This is a genomic window from Streptomyces sp. LBL (assembly GCF_029893585.1).
Classification (GTDB): domain Bacteria; phylum Actinomycetota; class Actinomycetes; order Streptomycetales; family Streptomycetaceae; genus Streptomyces.
Genome location: NZ_JARXYX010000025.1, coordinates 99,787 through 120,496, shown reverse-complemented (window position 1 = coordinate 120,496; position 20,710 = coordinate 99,787). Strand labels below are relative to the sequence as shown.

16 protein-coding genes and 1 pseudogene are annotated in these 20,710 nt (G+C 70.8%); 13 read left to right on the top strand and 4 right to left on the bottom strand.

What is annotated here, in order from left to right; translation table 11 throughout:
* Nucleotides 1–98 precede the first annotated feature (98 nt).
* From glgC to M2271_RS27965, 5 genes are all read left to right on the top strand, one after another.
* Entirely contained in the window at nucleotides 99–1,319 is a 1,221-nt protein-coding gene (gene glgC / locus M2271_RS27985) for a glucose-1-phosphate adenylyltransferase (protein ID WP_280890121.1), read from the top strand.
* Nucleotides 1,320–1,443: 124 nt separating this feature from the next.
* Complete coding sequence (locus M2271_RS27980; RefSeq protein WP_280890120.1) at nucleotides 1,444–4,047, top strand: PA14 domain-containing protein; 2,604 nt, start codon at nucleotides 1,444–1,446, stop codon at nucleotides 4,045–4,047.
* Between the two features lie 160 nt (nucleotides 4,048–4,207).
* Nucleotides 4,208–5,536: a wax ester/triacylglycerol synthase family O-acyltransferase gene (locus M2271_RS27975; RefSeq protein ID WP_280890119.1), complete on the top strand. Its 1,329-nt coding sequence runs from the start codon at nucleotides 4,208–4,210 to the stop codon at nucleotides 5,534–5,536.
* Nucleotides 5,537–5,656: 120 nt separating this feature from the next.
* Nucleotides 5,657–7,132 (top strand): SDR family oxidoreductase, encoded by a 1,476-nt coding sequence (locus M2271_RS27970; RefSeq protein WP_280890118.1) that lies wholly within the window; start codon nucleotides 5,657–5,659, stop codon nucleotides 7,130–7,132.
* Nucleotides 7,133–7,220: 88 nt separating this feature from the next.
* Nucleotides 7,221–7,526, top strand: a complete 306-nt coding sequence (locus tag M2271_RS27965) for a hypothetical protein (protein ID WP_280890117.1) — start codon at nucleotides 7,221–7,223, stop codon at nucleotides 7,524–7,526.
* Nucleotides 7,527–7,570: 44 nt separating this feature from the next.
* On the opposite strand, the gene M2271_RS27960 is transcribed toward M2271_RS27965, so the two are convergent.
* Both M2271_RS27960 and M2271_RS27955 read right to left on the bottom strand, forming a co-directional pair.
* On the bottom strand, nucleotides 7,571–8,374 hold the full coding sequence (locus tag M2271_RS27960; protein ID WP_280890116.1) for an SDR family oxidoreductase: 804 nt from the start codon (nucleotides 8,372–8,374) through the stop codon (nucleotides 7,571–7,573).
* 25 nt (nucleotides 8,375–8,399) lie between these two features.
* Nucleotides 8,400–8,849, bottom strand: coding sequence for a hypothetical protein (locus tag M2271_RS27955; protein ID WP_280890115.1), 450 nt, complete (start codon nucleotides 8,847–8,849; stop codon nucleotides 8,400–8,402).
* 447 nt (nucleotides 8,850–9,296) lie between these two features.
* Here M2271_RS27955 and M2271_RS27950 point away from each other — a divergent pair, with 447 nt between their 5' ends.
* Nucleotides 9,297–9,470, top strand: coding sequence for a hypothetical protein (locus M2271_RS27950; RefSeq protein ID WP_280890114.1), 174 nt, complete (start codon nucleotides 9,297–9,299; stop codon nucleotides 9,468–9,470).
* A 221-nt stretch (nucleotides 9,471–9,691) separates the two neighbouring features.
* Here the strand turns inward: M2271_RS27950 and M2271_RS27945 are convergent.
* Nucleotides 9,692–10,258, bottom strand: a pseudogene (locus tag M2271_RS27945) (amidase family protein); the annotation flags it as partial.
* 199 nt (nucleotides 10,259–10,457) lie between these two features.
* Here M2271_RS27945 and M2271_RS27940 point away from each other — a divergent pair.
* Both M2271_RS27940 and M2271_RS27935 read left to right on the top strand, forming a co-directional pair.
* On the top strand, nucleotides 10,458–12,326 hold the full coding sequence (locus M2271_RS27940; RefSeq protein WP_280890113.1) for a family 20 glycosylhydrolase: 1,869 nt from the start codon (nucleotides 10,458–10,460) through the stop codon (nucleotides 12,324–12,326).
* 12 nt (nucleotides 12,327–12,338) lie between these two features.
* Nucleotides 12,339–13,874, top strand: a complete 1,536-nt coding sequence (locus M2271_RS27935) for an alpha-L-fucosidase (RefSeq protein WP_280890112.1) — start codon at nucleotides 12,339–12,341, stop codon at nucleotides 13,872–13,874.
* A gap of 169 nt (nucleotides 13,875–14,043) precedes the next feature.
* Here M2271_RS27935 and M2271_RS27930 read toward each other — a convergent pair whose 3' ends face one another.
* Nucleotides 14,044–14,745 carry a FadR/GntR family transcriptional regulator gene (locus tag M2271_RS27930; protein WP_280890111.1) on the bottom strand — a complete coding sequence of 234 codons (702 nt, stop codon included), beginning with the start codon at nucleotides 14,743–14,745 and terminating at the stop codon, nucleotides 14,044–14,046.
* Between the two features lie 164 nt (nucleotides 14,746–14,909).
* On the opposite strand from M2271_RS27930, the gene M2271_RS27925 reads away from it, so the two are divergent.
* From M2271_RS27925 to M2271_RS27905, 5 genes are read left to right on the top strand one after another with little or no spacing between them, the layout of a single operon-like run.
* Nucleotides 14,910–15,986, top strand: coding sequence for a sugar ABC transporter substrate-binding protein (locus M2271_RS27925; protein ID WP_280890110.1), 1,077 nt, complete (start codon nucleotides 14,910–14,912; stop codon nucleotides 15,984–15,986).
* A gap of 8 nt (nucleotides 15,987–15,994) precedes the next feature.
* Nucleotides 15,995–17,557, top strand: coding sequence for a sugar ABC transporter ATP-binding protein (locus tag M2271_RS27920; protein WP_280890109.1), 1,563 nt, complete (start codon nucleotides 15,995–15,997; stop codon nucleotides 17,555–17,557).
* A complete protein-coding gene (locus M2271_RS27915; protein ID WP_280890108.1) occupies nucleotides 17,550–18,575 on the top strand; it encodes an ABC transporter permease in 1,026 nt (341 codons plus the stop codon). Before M2271_RS27920 ends, M2271_RS27915 begins: the two co-directional genes overlap by 8 nt.
* Nucleotides 18,576–18,612: 37 nt before the next feature.
* Nucleotides 18,613–19,956 (top strand): L-fuconate dehydratase, encoded by a 1,344-nt coding sequence (locus M2271_RS27910; RefSeq protein ID WP_280890107.1) that lies wholly within the window; start codon nucleotides 18,613–18,615, stop codon nucleotides 19,954–19,956.
* Complete coding sequence (locus tag M2271_RS27905) at nucleotides 19,953–20,708, top strand: SDR family oxidoreductase (protein WP_280890106.1); 756 nt, start codon at nucleotides 19,953–19,955, stop codon at nucleotides 20,706–20,708. Before M2271_RS27910 ends, M2271_RS27905 begins: the two co-directional genes overlap by 4 nt.
* The last annotated feature ends 2 nt before the right edge of the window (nucleotides 20,709–20,710 follow it).

Sequence of the window (20,710 nt, the reverse complement as noted above, 5' to 3'; positions counted from 1 at the left end):
TGGAGAAACACGATCGCTACGGCGTGGTGATCTTCGGACAGGCTTAGTACCACCTGCTCAGGGGCAGGCATGGGTCAACCAGGGTGAGGGGAGCGGCCATGCGTCGTGGTGGTCCTTCGGTGCTCGGAATCGTGCTCGCGGGCGGAGAGGGCAAGCGTCTGATGCCCTTGACCGCGGACCGCGCGAAACCCGCGGTCACCTTCGGCGGCACGTACCGCCTCGTCGATTTCGTCCTGTCCAACCTCGTCAATGGGGACATTCTGCGCATCTGCGTGCTCACGCAGTACAAGTCCCACTCGCTGGACCGGCACATCACCACCACCTGGCGGATGTCCAGCCTGCTCGGCAACTACATCACCCCGGTCCCGGCCCAGCAGCGCCTCGGCCCGCGCTGGTACCTGGGCAGCGCGGACGCGATCCTGCAGTCCCTGAACCTGATCTACGACGAGCGCCCCGAGTACGTGGCTGTCTTCGGTGCCGACCACGTCTACCGCATGGACCCGCGCCAGATGGTCAACCAGCACATCGAGAGCGGCGCGGGCGTGACGGTGGCCGGGATCCGCGTCCCGCGCGACGAGTCGTCGTCGTTCGGCGTGATCAGCCCCGGCTCGGACGGCCTGACGGTCGAGCGGTTCCTGGAGAAGCCCGCCGACCCGCCTGGGCTGCCCGACGACCCGGAGTGCGTGTTCGCCTCGATGGGCAACTACGTCTTCACCACCAAGGCCCTCATCGAGGCGCTCCAGCGGGACGCCGAGGACGCGCGCTCCGTGCACGACATGGGGGGTTCGATCCTGCCCCAGCTCACCGACCGCGGCGAGGCCCAGCTGTACGACTTCAGCGACAACCACGTCCCCGGCGAGACCACCCGCGACCAGGGCTACTGGCGGGATGTCGGCAGCCTGGACGCGTACTACGACGCCCACATGGACCTGATCGCCGAGCGTCCCGCGTTCAACCTCTACAACCGGCAATGGCCCATCTACACCCACTCGGGCCAGCTCTCCCCGGCCCGCTTCAACTCGGGCGGCATCGCCAGCGAGTCGATCATCAGCGCGGGCTGCCTGATCCGGGGGCAGGTGAGCCGGTCGGTGCTCTCGCCGGGTGTCGTGGTGGACCCGGGCGCGGTCGTGCAGGGCTCGGTGCTGCACGACAACGTGCACATCGGGCGGGGTGCGGTGGTGCGCGGCGCCGTGCTCGACAAGAACGTCGAGGTGCCGCCGGGCGCGACGATCGGCGTCAACCCGGAGCGGGACGCGGAGCTGTACACGGTGTCCAAGGGCGGGGTCATCGCGCTCGGGAAGGGACAGCTGGTCCCGTAGGGGACGGTTCGACAGCCTTGGTGGCCGCGTGTCCACCGGGGCTGTTGTCATGTCCCTGGACGTGCGGTGGGATTCCGTGTTGTCATGCCAACTCCGGTCCTGACAACGTTGTTATGGGGGTTGCGTGCACCTCACCCGACTCAGAAACCGACTCTCCTTACTCCTCGCCGTGCTCCTGGGCCTCGCCGGCCTGACCGCGGTTCCCGCCCTGGCCGACGACCCCGTCGAGGCCCAGGGCCTGAAGGGCGAGTACTACACCCAGTCCGCTCCCGGCGCCTTCGACTTCCACGAGCTCAAGGCCACCACCTTCGATCCCGTCCTCGACTTCGACACCCTGGAGCCGCGGCTGGCCGCCGCCACCGGCCGTGCGGACGACGTCAGCGTCCGCTGGACCGGCCGGATCGTGCCGGAGAAGACCGGCGCCCACACCTTCTCGGTCATCGGCGACAACGGCTTCCGGCTGTGGGTCGACGGGCGGCTGCTCATCGACCACTGGGTCGACGACTGGGACCGCGAACAGAACGCCCAGCCGATCGACCTGACCGCCGGCACGGCCTACGACATCAAGGTCGAGTACTTCGAGCACTACGGCGGCTCCAACCTGCACCTGCGCTGGACCGAGCCCGGCGGCAGCAAGGAGGCCGTCCCGCAGTCGGCGTTCCGGCTTCCCGCCGGGTTCGACTACGACGGGCCGATCGCGACCACGGTCCTCGGCGACGGCCGCACCCTGAAACTCGACTTCGCCCAGAGCATCGCCCCGCCCCCGGCCGGTCTGACCGACCACCTCAAGGCGGTGATCGGCGGCGCCACCTGGCCGCTCGGAGCAGTCAGGCCGGACCCCGCCGACCCGAGGACCCTCCTCGTCGCCCTGGACGAACCCGTCGTCGGCAACAAGACCGGCACCGCGCGCGGCACCGCCGACCTGCGCTACGACGGAGAAGGCGGCCTCACCGACGCCGCGGGAGACGGTGTCGGGGCGTTCTGGAGCAGCGGTTCCAACCACTCCACGTACGAACTGCGTACCCGCTGGGCCGACGAGGTCGGCCCGGACAACGCCCTCCCCGAATACCCGCGCCCGCAGCTGACCCGAGACGCCTGGCGCAACCTCAACGGCCGCTGGCAGTTCGCCGCGGCACAGGAGGGCGAGCAGCCGCCCGTCGGCAGGACCCTGTCCGAGCGCATCCTCGTCCCCTATCCGGTCGAGTCCCAGCTTTCCGGCATCGAGCGGCATGAGGACCGCATGTGGTACCGGCGCACCTTCACGGTCCCCGCAGACTGGCGCATCGGCTCCGCACAGCGCCTACGGCTCAACTTCGGCGCGGTCGACTGGCGGTCCGAGGTGTACGTCAACGGCACCAAGGTCGCCGCGCACGAGGGCGGCTACGACAAGTTCGGCGCCGACATCACGGACGCGCTGAAGCCCGGCCGCACCCAGGAGCTGATCGTCGGTGTATACGACCCGACGGACGCGGCGAACGGGGAGAACCCGCCCCTGGGCAAGCAACGCCTGGACCCGAGCGGCATCTGGTACACGCCGAGCTCGGGCATCTGGCAGACGGTGTGGATGGAACCGGTCGCACGCGACCACGTCGACTCCCTCAAGCTGACCCCCGACGTCCCCGGCAAGCGGCTCACCGTCGAGGCGCGGGGGGTCCGGGCGGGCGTCCCGATCACCGCGACGGCGTACGACGGGAAGCGCAAGGTCGCCACGGCGCGCGGCCGCACCGGCGGGCCGCTGACCCTGGCCATCGAGAACCCGCGCCTGTGGTCGCCGGACGACCCGTTCCTCTACGGCCTGAAGGTGACCGTCGGCGCGGACCGCGTCGGAAGCTACTTCGGGATGCGCTCCCTCGCCGTCGAACAGGTGAATGGCACGCCGCGCACGGTCCTCAACGGCGCGCCGGTCTTCATGATGGCCACCCTCGACCAGGGCTTCTGGCCCGACGGTCTGCACACCGCGCCGACCGACGACGCCCTCGCCTACGACCTGAAGGTGCACAAGCAACTCGGCTTCAACTCCGTGCGCAAGCACATCAAGGTCGAACCCGACCGCTGGTTCTACTGGGCCGACCGGTTGGGCCTCATGGTGTGGCAGGACATGCCCGCGATGACCGCGGGGGTGAATCCGAGCGCCGCCGCCCGCGCCGAGTACGAGCGGGAGATGAAGGAGATGATCGACGAGCACAGCAGCAGCCCGTCGGTGGTCATGTGGGTCACCTTCAACGAGGGCTGGGGCCAGTACGACATCGGACGGGTCGCCGAGCAGGCCAAGGCATGGGACCCGACCCGACTGGTCAACAACCAGTCGGGCCTCAACCTCGGCGCCGACGGCAACGCCGGCGACATCATGGACGAGCACGGCTATCCCAGCCCCGCCCTGCCGCCCCGCCCGGACGGCAGACGCGCCCTGGTCAGCGGTGAGTACGGCGGACTCGGACTGGCGGTCCCCGGACACGCCTGGTCGGTCCAGCAGTCGTACGTCGACGTGGACCCGGCGACCTACACCGACGACTATCTGGCCAAGCTCGACGAGGTGCGCGCTCTGGCCTGCCGGGGCGGCAACGCCGCCGTCTACACCCAGATCTCGGACGTGGAGGGGGAGCTGAACGGGCTGCTGACCTACGACCGCGAGGTCCTGAAGCCCGACGTACGGCGGGTCAAGGCCGCACACCAGGCGCTGATCCGGGACGCGTCACGCGCGACGCCGGCGGGCTGCCCGACGGCCTGAGCGATCGCTGGTGTGACCTCAGATGGCGTATGAGTCCCGCCTCTCACCAAGAGGCGGGACTTAATCTGCTGTTAACTATGCGTAGCTTGATAGCACTTGACCGTAATCGCCTATTGGCGGTTGACTGCTGGCCCGACCTTCCCAGACGCGAGGCGCACCATTGACTCCTGACCTGCTCGCACCCCTCGACCTGGCGTTCTGGAACATGGAATCCGCCGAGCACCCCATGCACCTGGGCGCGCTGGGTGTCTTCTCGGCACCCTCGCCCACCGCGGGCGCCCACGCGGCCGACCTGCTTGCCGCCCGGGCCGCCGCGGTGCCCGGACTGCGGATGCGGATCCGTGACGTGTGGCCCCTGGGCTTCCCGGCGGCCTTCGGCGGCGCGGCCCGTGAGCCCGCCCCCGACTTCGACCCGCTCGACCATGTCACCCTGCACGCCCCCGCCACGGACTTCCAGGCCGAGGCGGGCCGCCTCATGCAGCGCCCACTGCAGCGGGGCCGGCCGCCGTGGGAGGCGCATGTGCTGCCGGGGGAGGACGGCGTGTCGTTCGCCGTGCTGTTCAAGTTCCACCACGCCCTGGCCGACGGGCTGCGGGCGCTGACGCTCGCCGCCGCCGTGCTGGACCCGATGGACATGCCCGCGCCGCGCCCCCGCCCGGTGGAGCCGCCACGCGGCCTCCTGCCGGACGTCCGCAGGCTGCCGGGACGGGTGCGTGGCGCCTGGTCGGACGTGGGGCGCGCGCTCGACATCGGAGCCTCCGTCGCCCGCTCCACCCTGGACGTGCGTACCTCCACCGCCCTCACCGCCCCGTCCACCGGCACCCGCCGCACCGCCGGTGTCGTCCTCGACCTCGACGACGTGCACCGGGTCCGCAAGGCCGTCGGCGGCACCGTCAACGACGTCCTGATCGCGGTCGTCGCGGGTGCCCTGCGCCGCTGGCTCGACGAACGCGGCGACGGCAGCGAGGGCGTCGCGCCCCGCGCTCTGATCCCGGTCTCCAGACGCCGCTCGCGCACCGCCCACCCGCAGGGCAACCGGCTCTCCGGCTACCTCATGCGGCTGCCTGTCGCTGACCCGGACCCGCTCGGCCGTCTCGCCACGGTCCGTACGGCCATGGACCGGAACAAGAACGCCGGGCCCAACCGGGGCGCCGGCGCCGTCGCCCTGCTCGCGGACCACGTCCCGCCCCTCGGCCACCGGCTCGGCGGACCGTTCGTGAGCCAGGCGGCCCGGCTCTGGTTCGACATCCTGGTCACCAGCGTGCCCCTGCCGGGCATCGGTCTGAAGCTCGGCGGCAACCCGCTCACCGCGGTCTACCCCTTCGCACCGCTGGCCCGGGGCCAGTCCCTCGCCGTCGCCGTCTCGACGTACCGCGGACAGGTCCACTACGGCCTCGTCGCCGACGCGCACGCCGTACCGGACCTCGACCGGCTGGCCCGGGCCCTGACCGAGGAGGTGGAGACGCTGATCACCGCCTGCGAGCCGTGATCACCGCCTGCGTGATCGGCTCGGGTTTGGCGGTGTGGCCCGGCACTGCCGTAAAATTCGCCGTTCGAAAGCGGATGCGGTCAAAGCGCCGCGTGGAAGACCCAGGGAACGGCAGCGGCCATGACGGTGACAGACAACGGTTCGGCGACCACGGACGAGGTGGTGTACGGGCCCGGCATCGACCCGGAGCGGCTGGCCGTCTGCCTGAGCGTGCTCGAGGAACTCGACACACTGGACCTCGACCACCCCGACGCGATCGCCGTGCGCCGGGCCACCGCCGGCGTCTTCCGCACGGTCAAGCAGCGCCGCCGCCAGGAGCGCCGGGCCGCGAAGACCGCGCACGACCGGACGGTCACGGAGTCCACGGCAACCGGCTCCGCCCGGCGCATCGACGACGAGACGGAAGGCACCCTCCCGTCGTCGGCCACCAGCGAGGGACAGATCGCGGGGGTGCTCCAGCGCCCGCGCTCCTGCTACATCTGCAAGTCCCGCTACGTCGAGGTCGACTACTTCTACCACCAGCTCTGCCAGAACTGCGCAGCCGAGAACCGGGCCCGCCGCGACGCCCGCACCGACCTCACCGGCAAGCGCGCGCTGCTCACCGGAGGCCGCGCCAAGATCGGCATGTACATCGCGCTGAGGCTGCTGCGTGACGGTGCCCACACCACGATCACGACCCGCTTCCCGAACGACGCGATCCGCCGCTTCAAGGCCCAGCCCGACAGCGCCGACTGGATCCACCGCCTGAAGATCGTCGGCATCGACCTGCGCGACCCGGCCCAGGTGGTCGCCCTCGCCGAGTCGGTCGCGGCCGAGGGCCCGCTGGACATCCTGATCAACAACGCGGCCCAGACCGTACGGCGCTCCCCGCAGGCCTACAGCGAACTGCTCGCCGCCGAGTCCGCCCCGATGCCCGCCGGTGAACTGCCCGCCTCCGAGGTGATCGGCACCTTCGGCTCCGGCGCCGTCGCCGCGCTGCCGGTGGCCGGGGGCGGCGCGCTGACCGCCCAGGACGTCACCGACCTCGCCCTGATCTCCGGCTCGGCCTCCCTGGAGCGGATCGCGGCCGGTACGGCGATCGACGCGGGCGGTCTGGTCCCCGACCTGCACGACACCAACAGCTGGATCCAGACGGTGGACGAGGTGACGCCCATCGAGCTGCTGGAGGTCCAGCTCTGCAACTCCACGGCCCCCTTCATCCTGATCAGCCGTCTGCGTCCGTCGATGGCGTCCTCGGCCGCGAACCGTACGTACATCGTGAACGTCTCCGCCATGGAGGGCGTCTTCGCCCGCGGCTACAAGGGCGCCGGCCACCCGCACACCAACATGGCCAAGGCCGCTCTGAACATGCTCACGCGCACCAGTGCCCAGGAGATGTTCGAGCAGGACGGCATCCTCATGACGGCCGTCGACACCGGCTGGATCACCGACGAACGCCCGCACCCCGACAAGCTCCGCCTCGCCGAGGCCGGCTTCCACGCCCCGCTCGACCTGGTCGACGGCGCGGCCCGTGTCTACGACCCTGTCGTGCGCGGTGAGGCGGGCGAGGACCTGTACGGGGTCTTTCTGAAGGACTACGCCCCCGGGAAGTGGTGACCCGGGAAGCGATGGCCCGCTGCCCGCGACGCATGCCTCGGCGCGAGCGGGGAACCCGGGGAACGCGAGTACTGCGTCGGGAGTTGCCATGGCCATTGCACACAGCACCGATCCGAGCGACAGCACCGATCCGCGGGCCGGTATCGATCCGCAGGCCGGTATCGATCCGCCCGACAGTATCGATCCCCGGGCCTTCGATGATCCGCGTAACCACTATCCGACCGATGAGCAGTTCTACGCGAGCGACCGCCCGGCCCGCCCCGTGCTGCCGGAGGACCGGCCCCGTGGCGGCGGGCCCGCGACCTCGCTGAGGCACCGCGGGCCCTGGGCCACGGTGGCTTTCGTGGCAGGCATCGTCCTGCTGGTCCTCGTGGGGATCGCGTTGTTCCCGTGAGGGAGCGGAGCGTCCCGTCAGGCGTGCGGTGGTGCGGATGATCGTCAGGCGTGCGGTGGTGCGGATGACCGCAGGCGATCGTGGACGGCGTACCCGCTCGAGTACGCCGTCCGGACCCGCGTCCCGCCGTCGACGAGCAGGTCGGCCCCGGTCACCCACTCCGCCGCGTCCGAGGCCAGCCAGACCACGGCCCGCGCCACGTCCTCCGGCTTCCCGATCCGCCCGAGCGGCAGCCCGGCGGCCAGTTCCTCCTCGCCCCGCTCCCACACGAACCGCGCCATCTCGGTGCGGACGAGTCCGGGCGAGACGGAGTTGACCCGGACCCTCGGCGCGAGTTCGCCCGCGAGTTGCCGCGTCAGGTGCAGGAGAGCCGCCTTGCTGGTGTTGTACGCGCCGACGTTGGGGCCGACATGCGTGGCGCCCTCCGTGCAGATGGTGACCACCGCCCCGCCGTGCTCCCGCATCCAGGCCCGCCAGGCGCACTGCACCAGCCGCAGCGGAGCTTCGACATTGACGGCGAACGCCTCCCGCCAGGCACCCGGATCGGCGTCCATGAGTGGCCCGTACGGCTGGTTGGTCGCCGCGTTGGTGACCACCACGTCGAGCCGTCCGAACGCACGCAGAACCGACTCCGTGACCTCCCGCAGGTGGTCCGGATCGGCGACGCTGCCCGCGACACCGATACCGCCCAGCTCTCCGGCGGTCCGCCGCACGTCGTCGGCGTTCCGCCCGGTCACGCACACCAGTGCCCCGGCCGCCGCCAACTGCCCGGCGACGGCCCGCCCGATCCCGCGCGTGGCCCCGGTGACCAAGGCGGCTCTGCCCTGTAGTCCGTACGACGGTGTCATCGCCGTACCGTCTCATGACGGACCGTCAGTCGACAGCCCCGAGGCGGGAGTTCCGTGCCGCCAGTAGTTCCAGCACCGTGCGCCAGTCCTCCAGCACCCCGCCGTCGAACCCGGCGATCAGGGCCTCCTCGACGGCCTGGCGCAGGCGCAGCAGGTCGTCGTCGGCGAGGCCGGTGGCGGGTGCGTGGCCGCGGACCAGGCCGGCGACCCGCTCGCCGAGCAGGGAACGGACGGCGTCGGCGGCGCAGTCCGCGTGGGCCGCCCGCTCACCGGGTCGCAGCAGCAGGCCGATCGCGTGCACCAGCCCCGCCACCTGGAGTTCCTTGTCGGCGGGGCGGGACCGGCGCAGCAGCGCGGCCGTCCGCAGCGCGTGCTGGTGCAGGTCGACGCGACCACTTCTGAGGCCGGGCGCGTCGAACGCGCCCCGGCATGCGTACAGCAGATCCATCAGCTCTTCGACACTGCGCAGCTCCATGCGCCAGTCCTCCCGCCGGACGAGCCTTGCCGGGGCGCCAGCAGATCATGGCCGGCTTGCGATTCGGCCAACGGGATCTGAACTGCGTCGTCTGTTCGCGGGTTAGGCCGATCGGGCGACAGCCAAACATGCGCCGGCTTACAAAGCGGGGCAGAGTATTCCCTGCTGTGCACCGGTTGACTCCCGAAAGTTACCGATTGTTTTCAGCCCTATCGAGCGGCATGCCGCTCATCTGGTTAGTCTGTACCGGACGGACAGCAGTACGGGGTCCCACCCACACCCACGGTCCGTCATGGGACACGCCCGTTCACCACGGCCTGCTCTCGTACGAGTACACCGGCGCCACCGCGTCCGAACTGTTCCCACCAGACCCGAGCGGGCGCCGGGAACCAGGTCGCAGACTGGCCAGGTGCGCCCCGAGGGTGACCGACACATAAGGAGTGCGCGGTGACACCGGAGAAGACGAATCGCGAACAACGCCCCAAGGAACGCACGGAACGTGCGGGCCGCAGGGCCGGAGAGCTCGGCAGCCTCGACGTGTGGGCCCGGTCCGCCCCGATCCGCCTAGCGGGCTACGAGGAGGACCTCGCCGAGGACCACATCCTGCCCAGCGTGGACTGACGCCGGGGCAACCCGTCGCGATCGCCGAACGCATGGGCGTGCGAAACCCACGCCCATGCCGACCAGAGGAGCCGCGGCCGACGACTGGCCGCGGATCTGGCTTTTCTGGCCCCGGATCGTCGCCTCCGCCTGTCCCCATGGCCGCCGCCGAGGCCCCCGGTTATCGGTGCAGCCCTGCAGTCCTGCCGGTCGGTAAGCCTTGTGGCCCCTGCGGGAGGGCGTCAGTCCAGAGGTGCCGTCCGCTTCCAAGGGCGCCGCTCCTCCAACTGCGCGGCCACCTCCAGCAGGCCGGCCTCCGCTCCCGGACGCCCCACGAGCTGTACGGCGCAGGGGGCGCCGGAGGGCAGGGTGCCGAACGGGACCGCCATCGCGGGCCAGCCGGTGAGGTTCCACGGCGGCGTCAGAGGTGAGTAGTTCGTGTTGGCGAGCACATTGCGCAGCCAGCCCCGCTCGTGCCAGGGCGCGGACCTGGGGGAACGGCGGGCGAGTGCCGGGGTGAGCAGCACGTCGTACTCCTCGAAGAAGGGGTCCAGGCATCGGCGCAGCGCCTGACGGCCCTCGCCGGTGCGTACGGAGTCCACGAAGCGGCGTCCGACGGCCGCGTGGACCCGGGTGCGCCGGGTCAGCCGCCGCCGGTCGAGCCCCTGAGCGTCCACCGCCGTGCCGGCTGTCCAGTGGGCGAGCGAGGTGAAGCTCAGCGACAGCGGATACGACGGATCGGCCCGGCGCACCTGGTGGCCGGCCTTCATGAGCACTCCGGCCGCCTCCCGGGCAGCCGTCGTATACGGCGGTGGCCGCCGCGTCGAGAGCGCTCACGCTTGGACATTCGGACCGGTCTTCTTGGACTTTTCGCGGTCCGACAGCCGACCCGGTGGGCTGACCTGGCAGGTCATCCGATCAATGGCGCAACTCCTGTGCCAGCGGAACCCATTGACAGGCCGATAGGCCAAGCCAATGATCAGGCCTCCGATGAATGGGGAGTCGCTCATGAGGAAACGGCTGAAACTGGTCGGCGTCATGGCGGTGCTGACGCTGTTTCTGGCACCGGCGCCGGCGATCGCGCGGCAGGAGCAGAGCCCGCCGGGGCAGGAGCAGAGTTCGCCGGTGCGGGAGCAGAGCCCGCCGGTCACCGTGCCCGCCCTGAGCGACTGGACGCCCGCGTCCGGCAGTTACGTCTTCCGGGCCGGCGCTCGTCTCGTGGCGGGCGGCCCGGCCGAACGCCGGGTCGCCGACACGCTCGCCGACGATCTCCGGGCAGCGGGCCACGGCAGGCCACCGGTGGTGCCCGGCGGTGCCCGCGCCGGTGACATCGTCATCGACGTCGAGGCCTCCAGGGCCTCCCTCGGCACCGAGGGCTACGAACTCCACGCCGCAGGGCGTCTGTCGGTGACCGGCGCGACCGAGACCGGCGCCTTCTACGGCACCCGGACCCTCCTCCAGCTCCTCGCCCAGGGCGACCGGATCCCCGCCGGACGCACCGTGGACGTCCCGCGGTACAAGGAACGCGGGGTCGGCGTCTGCGCCTGCTACGTCCACATCTCCCGGCCCTGGCTGGAGAACCTGGTCCGCGAGATGGCGTACAACAAGCTCAACCAGCTGCTCCTCGAACTGAAGGTGAAGAGCGACGCCCACCCCGAGGCCAACACCTGGGGCTACTACACCAAGGACGAGATCCGCGCTCTGGTCGCCCTCGGCGAGCGCTACCACGTGGAGATCATCCCGGAGATCAACTCCCCGGGACACATGGACCCGTGGATCGAGAACCGGCCGGACCTCCAGCTGACCGACGCCGACGGCGCCAAGCAGCCCTCGCGCCTCGACATCACCCAGCCGGCCGCCTTCGACTACTACACCGGTCTGATCGACGAGTACGCGCAGGTCTTCCGGTCCACCTCCTGGCACATGGGAGCCGACGAGTACATGCTCGGCTCCGACTTCGCCAAGTACCCGCACATCCTGCGGTACGCGCGGGAGAAGTACGGCCCGGACGCCACCCCGCAGGACGCCTTCATCGACTTCGTCAACCGCGTCCAGGCCTACACGGCCGCCAAGGGCAAGAAGCTGCGCATCTGGAACGACGGGCTCACCGGCGCCAACACCGTGCCGGTCACCGCCGGCACGACGGTCGAGCACTGGCTGAACGTGGCGACCAAACCCAGCCGACTCATCGCACAGGGCTACCCGTTGATGAACGCGGCCTACGCGCTGTACCTGGTCCGCGGCGGCTTCCACAGTGACACCAAGGGCCTGTACGAGCAGAGCTGGGACCCGCGCAGCTTCGAGGGCGAGAAGCTGGCCACCTCCGAGGGCATCACCGGCGCGAAGATCAGCCTCTGGCCCGACAACGGCCGCGGCGAGACCGAGAACGAGGTCGCCGGCACCCTGTGGCCCGCCCTGCGGCACGTCTCCCAGGCCACCTGGGGCGACCCGCACCCCGACGCCACCTACGACGGGTTCACCGCACGCGGCACGGCCGTGGGGCACGCACCGGGATGGCGGGACCTGACCCGGGTTCCGGTGGCCGACGGGGCGTACACCCTCACGACGAACGGCCGGACCCTCGACGTCGAGGTGCGGCGGACGGCGGACGGTTACGTGACGCTGCGGACCGCCGGCGGCTGTCTGGAGGTGCGCGGCGGGAAGCTCACGCTCAACGTGCCGCTCCAGCCGGGGGCCGAGGTGGCTCCGCAGACCTGTGACGCCACGAACACCTTGCAGCGCTGGGAGTTGGAGCCCGCCGCGGGCGGCTACCGGCTGGTCAACGCCATCACGCGGATGACGGTGAGCCCGGACGGCAACCGGCTCGTCCAGTACCCGCCGGACCAACGCCCGCCCGCCGTCTGGCATCTGACCTGAGGAGCCTTCCCCATGACCGTCTCCCGACGCCTCTTCGTCACCGCCGCCACCGCGCTCGCCGTGACCGGACTCCCGGCCCCGCCGGCGTCCGCGGCTCCGGCCGACCCCCGCTACCGCATCCCCGTCTCCCCGGACGACACCGAGGCCGACCTGGTCCGCAAGGCTTCCCACGTCCGGCCCACCGCACGGCAGATCGCCTGGCAGCGACTGGAACGGACCGCGTTCCTGCACTTCGGCGTGAACACCTTCACCGGTCTCGAATGGGGCACCGGGGACGAGGACCCGGACGTCTTCCAGCCGACCGGCCTCGACACCGACCAGTGGGCCAGAGCCCTGCGCGACGGCGGCTTCACCCTCGCCATCCTCACCGTCAAGCACCACGACGGCTTCGTCCTCCATCCCTCCCGCTACACCGGCCACACCGTGGCGTCGAGCAGTTGGCGCGAGGGCCGGGGTGACGTCCTGCGCTCCTTCGCCGACTCCATGCGGCGGTACGGCATCAAGGTCGGCGTCTACATCTCGCCGGCCGACGAGAACCAGTACCTGCACGGCGTGTACGCCAACGGCAGCGCCCGCACAACGCGCACCATCCCCACCCTCGTCGAGGGCGACGACCGCGCACCGCAGCGGTCGTACACCCTCCCGGCCACCGACTACGGCGCCCACATGCTCAACCAGCTCTACGAGGTCCTCACCGAGTACGGCCCCATCGACGAGGTGTGGTTCGACGGAGCCCAGGGCCGCATCCCGTCGGACAAGGTGGAGAAGTACGACTGGGACAGCTGGTACACCCTCGTCCGCTCGCTCGCCCCCGACGCCGCCGTCGCCGTGTCCGGCCCCGACGTGCGCTGGGTGGGCAACGAGGGCGGGCTGGCCCGCGAGGACGAGTGGAGTGTCGTACCGGTCCAGGAGAAGGACTACGGCCGTACCGACTACGCCCTGTCCTACGACGCCGCCGACATGGGCAGCAGGGACGCGCTCGTGGCGGCGCGGCCGGTGGCCGACCATCTGCAGTGGTGGCCGGCCGAGTGCGATGTGTCCATCCGGGACGGCTGGTTCTACCACGCCGACCAACAGCCCAAGTCCGTCGAGCAGTTGACGGACATCTACTTCCGTTCCGTGGGCCGCAACTCCGTGCTGCTGCTCAACGTCCCGCCGGACACGGACGGGTTGCTGCCCGCCGCCGACGTGGCCCGGCTACGGGAGTTCCGTGAGCGGGTGGACCGGGAGCTGCCGGTCGACCTGGCGCGCGGCGCCCGCACCACCGCCGCGCCGGGCCGGGTCACCGTCGACCTCGGCACGGAGCGGGAGGTGGACCGGATCCGGCTGGCGGAGGACGTGCGGGACGGGCAGCAGGTGGAGCGCTTCGTGGTCGAGGCTCTGGTCGGCGGCGCGTGGACCGGGGTGACCGGTGCGGGCACGATCGGCGCGAGCCGGATCCTGCTGCTGGCCGCTCCCGTGCGGGCACGGCGGTGGCGGGTGCGGGTGACGGGGGCCCGGGACACCGTACGGATCGCGGAGTTCGGGCTGTACCGGTCGCGGGTCTGAGGGACCACAGCGGTCGTGCGGGGCTGGGCCTTCGGGTCTCGCCGGGCCGGACTCCCGGTCCCGGCGGGCCCTCGGTCCCTCCCGGCCGAACTCCCGGGCCCTCGGTCCCTCCCGGCCGGCCTCGCGCCCTGCCGTCGGGCCGGATCCCCGATCCTGTCCGGCAGCACGCTCAGTCGCCGATCTGTGCCCGCAGCCACTCCTCCACTTCCCCCACATGCGCGGCAGCCGCCGCCCGGGCCGCCTCCGGGTCGTGGGCGACCAGGGCGCGGTGGATGGCGGCGTGTTCGCGGCGGGTGCGGGCGAAGGCGCCCTCCTCCTGGTAGCCGCGCCAGACGCGGGCGCGGAAGGTGCGGGAGGACAGGCCGTCCAGGATCGCGGCCATGGTCTCGTTGCCGGCGGCCGTGGCGATCTCGCGGTGGAAGGCGAGGTCGTGGGAGAGGATGATCTCCGGATCGTCGGTGTCGTTCATCGCCGTCAGGTGCTTCTCGACCTCGGCGAGCTGCTCCTCCGTGATCCTGGCCGCGGCCAGCGCGGTCGCCGTCGACTCCAGGATGCGGCGCACCTCCAGCAGCTCCACCAGGCGCGGGCCGCGCGAGAGGTCGGCGACCACGCCGAAGGTCTCCAGGAGGTCACCGGCCTCCAGCTGGGTCACGTAGATGCCCGAGCCGTGCCGGGCCTCCAGTACGCCCAGCACCGTGAGCGCGCGGATCGCCTCCCGCATCGAGCTGCGGGAGATACCGAGCTGGACCGCCAGATCACGTTCGGTCGGCAGCCGCATTCCCGGCTCCAGCCGGCCCTCGCCGATCATCGCCTTGATCTGCTCGATGGCGCGCTGCGTCACGGTGCCCTTCTGGGGGGCTGTCTCGTCCACGCCGTCCTCCACTCACCCGGTGCGCCGAAGTCTAACCACGCGAGTGGTCATACCACTATGGTCCCAACTCGCGAAAATATGCCGTCGAGGGGTGTTACTCCGGCCGAGTGGTCTGATAAGTATGCGGTCATCTGCTCGAAAGACGCTCGACGAGGAGCCACCAGATGCCCGGCAGAACAGTGGGAAAGCGGAACATGTTTCGAAGTGTCGGCACGGTGGCCACGGCCGTCGGCGCCTCGATCGTGCTCGCCGCGTGCGGCAGCACCAAGGACGCCGGTGGCGGCGCCTCCAGCGCGGGAGGTGACGGCAAGGGCAAGGTCGGGGTGATCCTGCCCCTGCTGACCTCGCCCTTCTGGCAGTCGTACAACGACTACGTGCCCAAGATGGCGAAGTCCGAAGGCGTGGACGCGCTGAAGACGGTCAACTCCAACAGCGACCCGTCCCAGCAGATCACCGACATCAACAACGAGCTCAACCAGGGCGTCAAGGGCCTGGTCGTCGCGCCGCTGGACAGCGCCGCCATCGAGGCCGGCCTGGACCAGGCCGACCGCAAGGGTGTGCCCGTGGTCGCGGTGGACGTGGCGCCCGAAAAGGGCAAGGTCGCCATGGTCGTCAGGGCCAACAACGTCGCGTACGGGGAGAAGGCCTGCCAGTACCTCGGCGAAAAGGTCTCCTCCGGCAAGGTCGTGCAGATCATGGGCGACCTCGCCTCGGTCAACGGCCGGGAGCGCTCCGAGGCCTTCCGCTCCTGCGTGAAGAAGAACTTCCCGAAGCTGAAGGTGCTGGAGATCCCGGCCAAGTGGGAGTCGGACACGGCCGCCTCGAAGCTGGACACTCTCCTCAACGCCAACCCCGACACCAAGGGCATCTACATGCAGGCCGGCGGTGTCTACCTCGCGCCGACGCTGCAGACCCTCAAGTCGAAGGGAATGCTGAAGAAGCCCGGCCAGTCGGGCCACATCACGATCATCTCGAACGACGGCATCCCGCAGGAGTTCGACGCCATCCGCAAGGGCGAGATCGACGCGACGGTCTCGCAGCCCGCCGACGCCTACGCCAAGTACGGCATGTACTACATCAAGGCCGCGATGCAGGGGAAGACGTTCAAGCCGGGGCCGACGGACCACGACTCGACCATCGTCAAGCTGCCGAGCGGGATCCTCGAGGACCAGTTGCCCGCGCCGCTGGTCACCAAGGACAACGTCGACGACCCCAAGCTGTGGGGGAACACGGTCAAATGAGTACGGCCGTGACCACCCCCCTCGTGGAGGCGTCGGGCGTCGTCAAGCGCTACGGTCCCACCACCGCCCTGGCCGACGGCCGCCTCACCGTCCTGCCCGGGGAGTCCCACGCCCTCGTCGGCCGCAACGGCGCCGGCAAGTCCACCCTCGTCACCATCCTCACCGGCCTTCAGGCGCCGGACGAGGGCACCGTCCGTTTCGACGGCGAGCCCGCGCCCCCGCTGACCGACCGGGACGCCTGGCGCCGCAAGGTCGCCTGTGTCTACCAGAAGCCCACGGTGGTCCCGGAGCTGACGGTCGCCGAGAACCTGTTCATCAACCGGCAGCCGCTCCAGCGCGGTTTCATCAGCTGGCGCCGGCTCAAGGCCCAGGCGGCCGAGACGCTCGACGCCTGGGACGTGCACGTCGACCCGGAGGCCCGTACCGCCGACCTCAAGGTCGAGGACCGTCAAATGGTGGAGATCGCCCGGGCGTTGAGCTTCGGCGCCCGCTTCATCGTCCTCGACGAGCCGACCGCCCAGCTCGACAACCGGGAGATCGAGCGGCTCTTCGCCCGGATGCGGGCCCTCCAGGACTCCGGTGTCACCTTCCTGTTCATCTCGCACCACCTCCAGGAGGTGTACGAGGTCTGTCAGACCGTGACCGTGCTGCGGGACGCCCGCTGGATCACCACGGCCCCGGTCGCCGACCTGCCGAGGACCGCCCTGGTGGAGGCCATGGCGGGGGAGAGCATCGCGACGCTCACCGAACAGTCCGTCCAGGAAAGGGTGGTCGACGAGTCCGCCCCGGTCCTCCTGGAGGCCCGCGGGCTCACCTCGGACGCGTACGAGAACGTCGACCTCACCGTCCGCCGCGGCGAGGTCGTCGGCCTCGCCGGATCCAGCGCGAGCGGCAAGATCGAGCTCGCCGAGACGCTCACCGGTCTGCACACCCCGCACAGCGGCACGGCCCGACTGGACGGGACGCAGCTCCGGTTCGGCGATGTCCCGGCCGCGCTGAAGGCCGGTGTCGGCTGTGTGCCCCGGGACCGGCACGTCCAGGGGCTCGTCGTCGGCATGACCATCGGTGACAACGCCACCCTGAGCGTTCTGGACCGGCTCGGCCGCTTCGGCTTCGTCGGCACGGACCGCCGGCGCGGCTTCGCCACCGAGCTGATCGAACGACTCGACATCCACGCCGAGGGCCCCGACCAGCCCGTGTCCGACCTGTCCGGCGGCAACGCGCAGAAGGTCGTCATGGCCCGCGCGCTCGCCTCCGACCCGCGGCTGCTGGTCCTGATCAACCCCACCGCGGGCGTGGACGTGAAGTCCAAGGAGTCCCTGCTGGCCCGCGTGGACAGCGCCCGCGAGGACGGCACCGCCGTGCTGGTCGTCTCCGACGAGATCGACGACCTCAGGCGCTGCGACCGCGTCCTCGTCCTTTTCCACGGCCGTGTCGTCGCCGAGCACCTGGCGGGCTGGCGCGACCACGAGCTGATCGCCTCCATAGAAGGAGTGGACCATGGCTACAGCGTCTCCCCGGGGGACGACCCCCGGACCCCCGGCCGGACAGGGGGAAGCCGGGGTGACTGAGACGAAGGCTCCGCCCGTCACGCCGGTCAGTGTCCCGGCCTCGAACTCGGCCAGGACCGTACTCTTGCGGCGGGCCCGCGAACTCGCCCTCGTCCCCGCCCTGTTGCTGCTGCTGGTGCTCGGGGCGGTGGTCAACGACTCGTTCCTCACCGAACGCAACCTGATCTCGATCCTCGGGGCCTCCGCCGCCCTCGCGATGGTGGTGCTGGCCGAGTCCCTGGTTCTCATCACCGGCAAGTTCGACCTGTCCCTGGAGTCGGTGGTCGGCATCGCACCCGCCCTCGGAGCGCTCCTCGTGCTGCCCGCCGCCCAGTCCGGCTGGGGCAGCGAGTTCCCGGCCGCGCTCTCGCTGCTGGCGATCCTTGTCGTCGGCGCGGTGATCGGCGGCTTCAACGGGATCCTGGTCGTCAAGTTCAAACTGAACGCGTTCATCGTGACGCTCGCGATGCTGATCGTCCTGCGCGGACTGCTGGTCGGCGCCACCAAGGGCAAGACGCTGTTCGGGATGCCCGACAGCTTCTACTCGCTGGCCACCACCACCTTCCTCAACATCCCGATGTCGGTGTGGCTCGCCGCGGCCTCCTTCGCGATCGCCGGGTTCGTGCTGAAGTACCACCGTGTCGGACGCGCGTTGTACGCCATCGGCGGCAACGCGGACGCCGCCCGCGCGGCCGGTATCCGGGTCGACCGGGTGATGCTCGGTGTGTTCGTCGTCGCCGGTGTCCTCGCCTCGGTGGGCGGGCTGCTCCAGACCGGTTACGTCGGTGCGATCAGCGCCAACCAAGGCCAGAACATGATCTTCACCGTGTTCGCGGCGGCGGTGATCGGCGGCATCAGCCTCGACGGCGGCAAGGGCACCATGTTCGGCGCCCTGACCGGCGTACTCCTCCTCGGTGTCGTCCAGAACCTGCTCACGCTCGCCCAGGTGCCGTCCTTCTGGATCCAGGCGATCTACGGCGGCATCATCCTGGTCGCCCTCATGATCGCCCGCGTCACCACCGGCCGTGCCCAGGATTGACCCCGTCCCGTCCCCGCCACCGACCGAAAGGCCTCCTGTGTCCCCGACGCCCGTCCGCATCACAGCGGTCGACACCTACGACATCCGTTTCCCCACCTCGCGTGAGCTGGACGGCTCCGACGCGATGAACCCGGACCCCGACTACTCGGCGGCGTACGTCGTGCTGCGTACCGACGCGGCCGACGGGCCGCAGGGGCACGGCTTCACGTTCACCATCGGGCGGGGCAACGAGGTGCAGGTCGCCGCGATCCACGCCCTGCGTCACCACGTGGTCGGGCGGTCCGTCGACGAGGTGTGCGCCGACCCGGGGTCCCTCTTCCGGGACCTGATCGGGGACAGTCAGCTGCGCTGGCTCGGGCCCGAGAAGGGCGTGATGCACATGGCGATCGGTGCGGTCGTCAACGCCGTGTGGGACCTGGCGGCCAAGCGCGCCGGACTGCCGCTGTGGCGGCTGCTCGCCGAGGCCGACCCGGAGTGGCTGGTCGGCCAGATCGACTTCCGCTACCTCACCGACGTCCTCACCCCCGAGGAAGCGCTGGAGCTGCTGCGCAAGGGCAGGGACGGCGCGGCCGACCGCACCACGACTCTGCTCGACAGAGGCTTCCCCGCCTACACCACCTCCCCGGGCTGGCTCGGCTACGACGACGAGAAGCTCAGCCGCCTCGCCGCCGAGGCCGTCGCCGACGGCTTCCGGCAGATCAAGCTGAAGGTCGGCGCGGACCTCGACGACGACGTACGGCGCTGCCGTGTCGCCCGCCAGGTCGTCGGCCCCGACATCCGCATGGCGATCGACGCCAACCAGCGCTGGGACGTGGACGAGGCGATCCGCTGGACCAAGGCCCTCGCCGAGTTCGACGTGTACTGGGTCGAGGAGCCCACCAGCCCCGACGACATCCTCGGCCACGCGGCCGTCCGCCGGGCCGTGGCCCCGGTGAAGGTCGCCACCGGCGAGCACGTGCAGAACAGGGTGATCTTCAAGCAGCTCCTCCAGGCCGGCGCCGTCGACATCGTCCAGATCGACGCGGCGCGGGTCGCCGGAGTCAACGAGAACCTCGCGATCCTGCTGCTGGCGGCCAAGTTCGGCGTCCCGGTCTGCCCGCACGCGGGCGGCGTGGGCCTGTGCGAACTCGTCCAGCACCTGTCGATGTTCGACTACGTGGCCCTCTCCGGCACCACCGAGGACCGGGTCATCGAGTACGTCGACCATCTGCACGACCATTTCCTCGACCCGGTGGTGATCCGAGAGGGTCACTACACGGCACCCACCACGCCGGGCTTCTCGGCCGCCATGCGGCCCGAGTCGATCGCGCGGTACACCTACCCCGACGGTGCCTTCTGGGCCGCCGACCTCGCCGAGCACACGAAGGGACAGGCGGCATGAGCGACTTCGAGGGTCTGAAGGCCCTGGTGACCGGCGGCGCCTCCGGTATCGGCCGGGCGACCGCCGAGCTCCTCGCCGCGCGCGGCGCCCAGGTCGCCGTCCTCGACCTGGACCCGTCGTCGGTCGAGAAGCCGCTGCTCGCCTACCAGGCGGACGTCAGCGACGACACCTCGGTCCGGGCGGCCGTCGCGGCCGCCGCGGCCGACCTGGGCGGGATCGACGTCCTGGTCAACAACGCGGGCATCGGAGCCCAGGGCACCGTCGAGGACAACGGCGAGGACGAGTGGCACCGCGTCCTGGACGTCAACGTCGTCGGCATGGTCCGGGTGGCCCGCGCCGCCCTTCCCCACCTGCGGAAATCCGCGCACGCGGCGATCGTCAACACCTCCTCCATCGCGGCCACGGCCGGTCTCCCGCAGCGCGCCCTCTACAGCGCGACCAAGGGCGCCGTGTACTCCCTCACCCTCGCGATGGCCGCCGACCACGTCCGCGAGGGCGTCCGCGTCAACTGCGTCAACCCCGGCACGGCGGACACCCCCTGGGTCGGCCGCCTGCTGTCCAAGGCGCCCGACCCGGCCGCCGAACGCGCCGCTCTGGAGGCCCGCCAGCCCACCGGCCGGCTGGTCAGCGCCGACGAGGTGGCGGGCGCGATCGCCTACCTGGCGAGCCCGCTGTCCGGTGCCACGACCGGCACGTCACTCGCCGTGGACGGCGGCATGCAGGGCCTGCGACTGCGTCCGGCGGGACAGTGAGC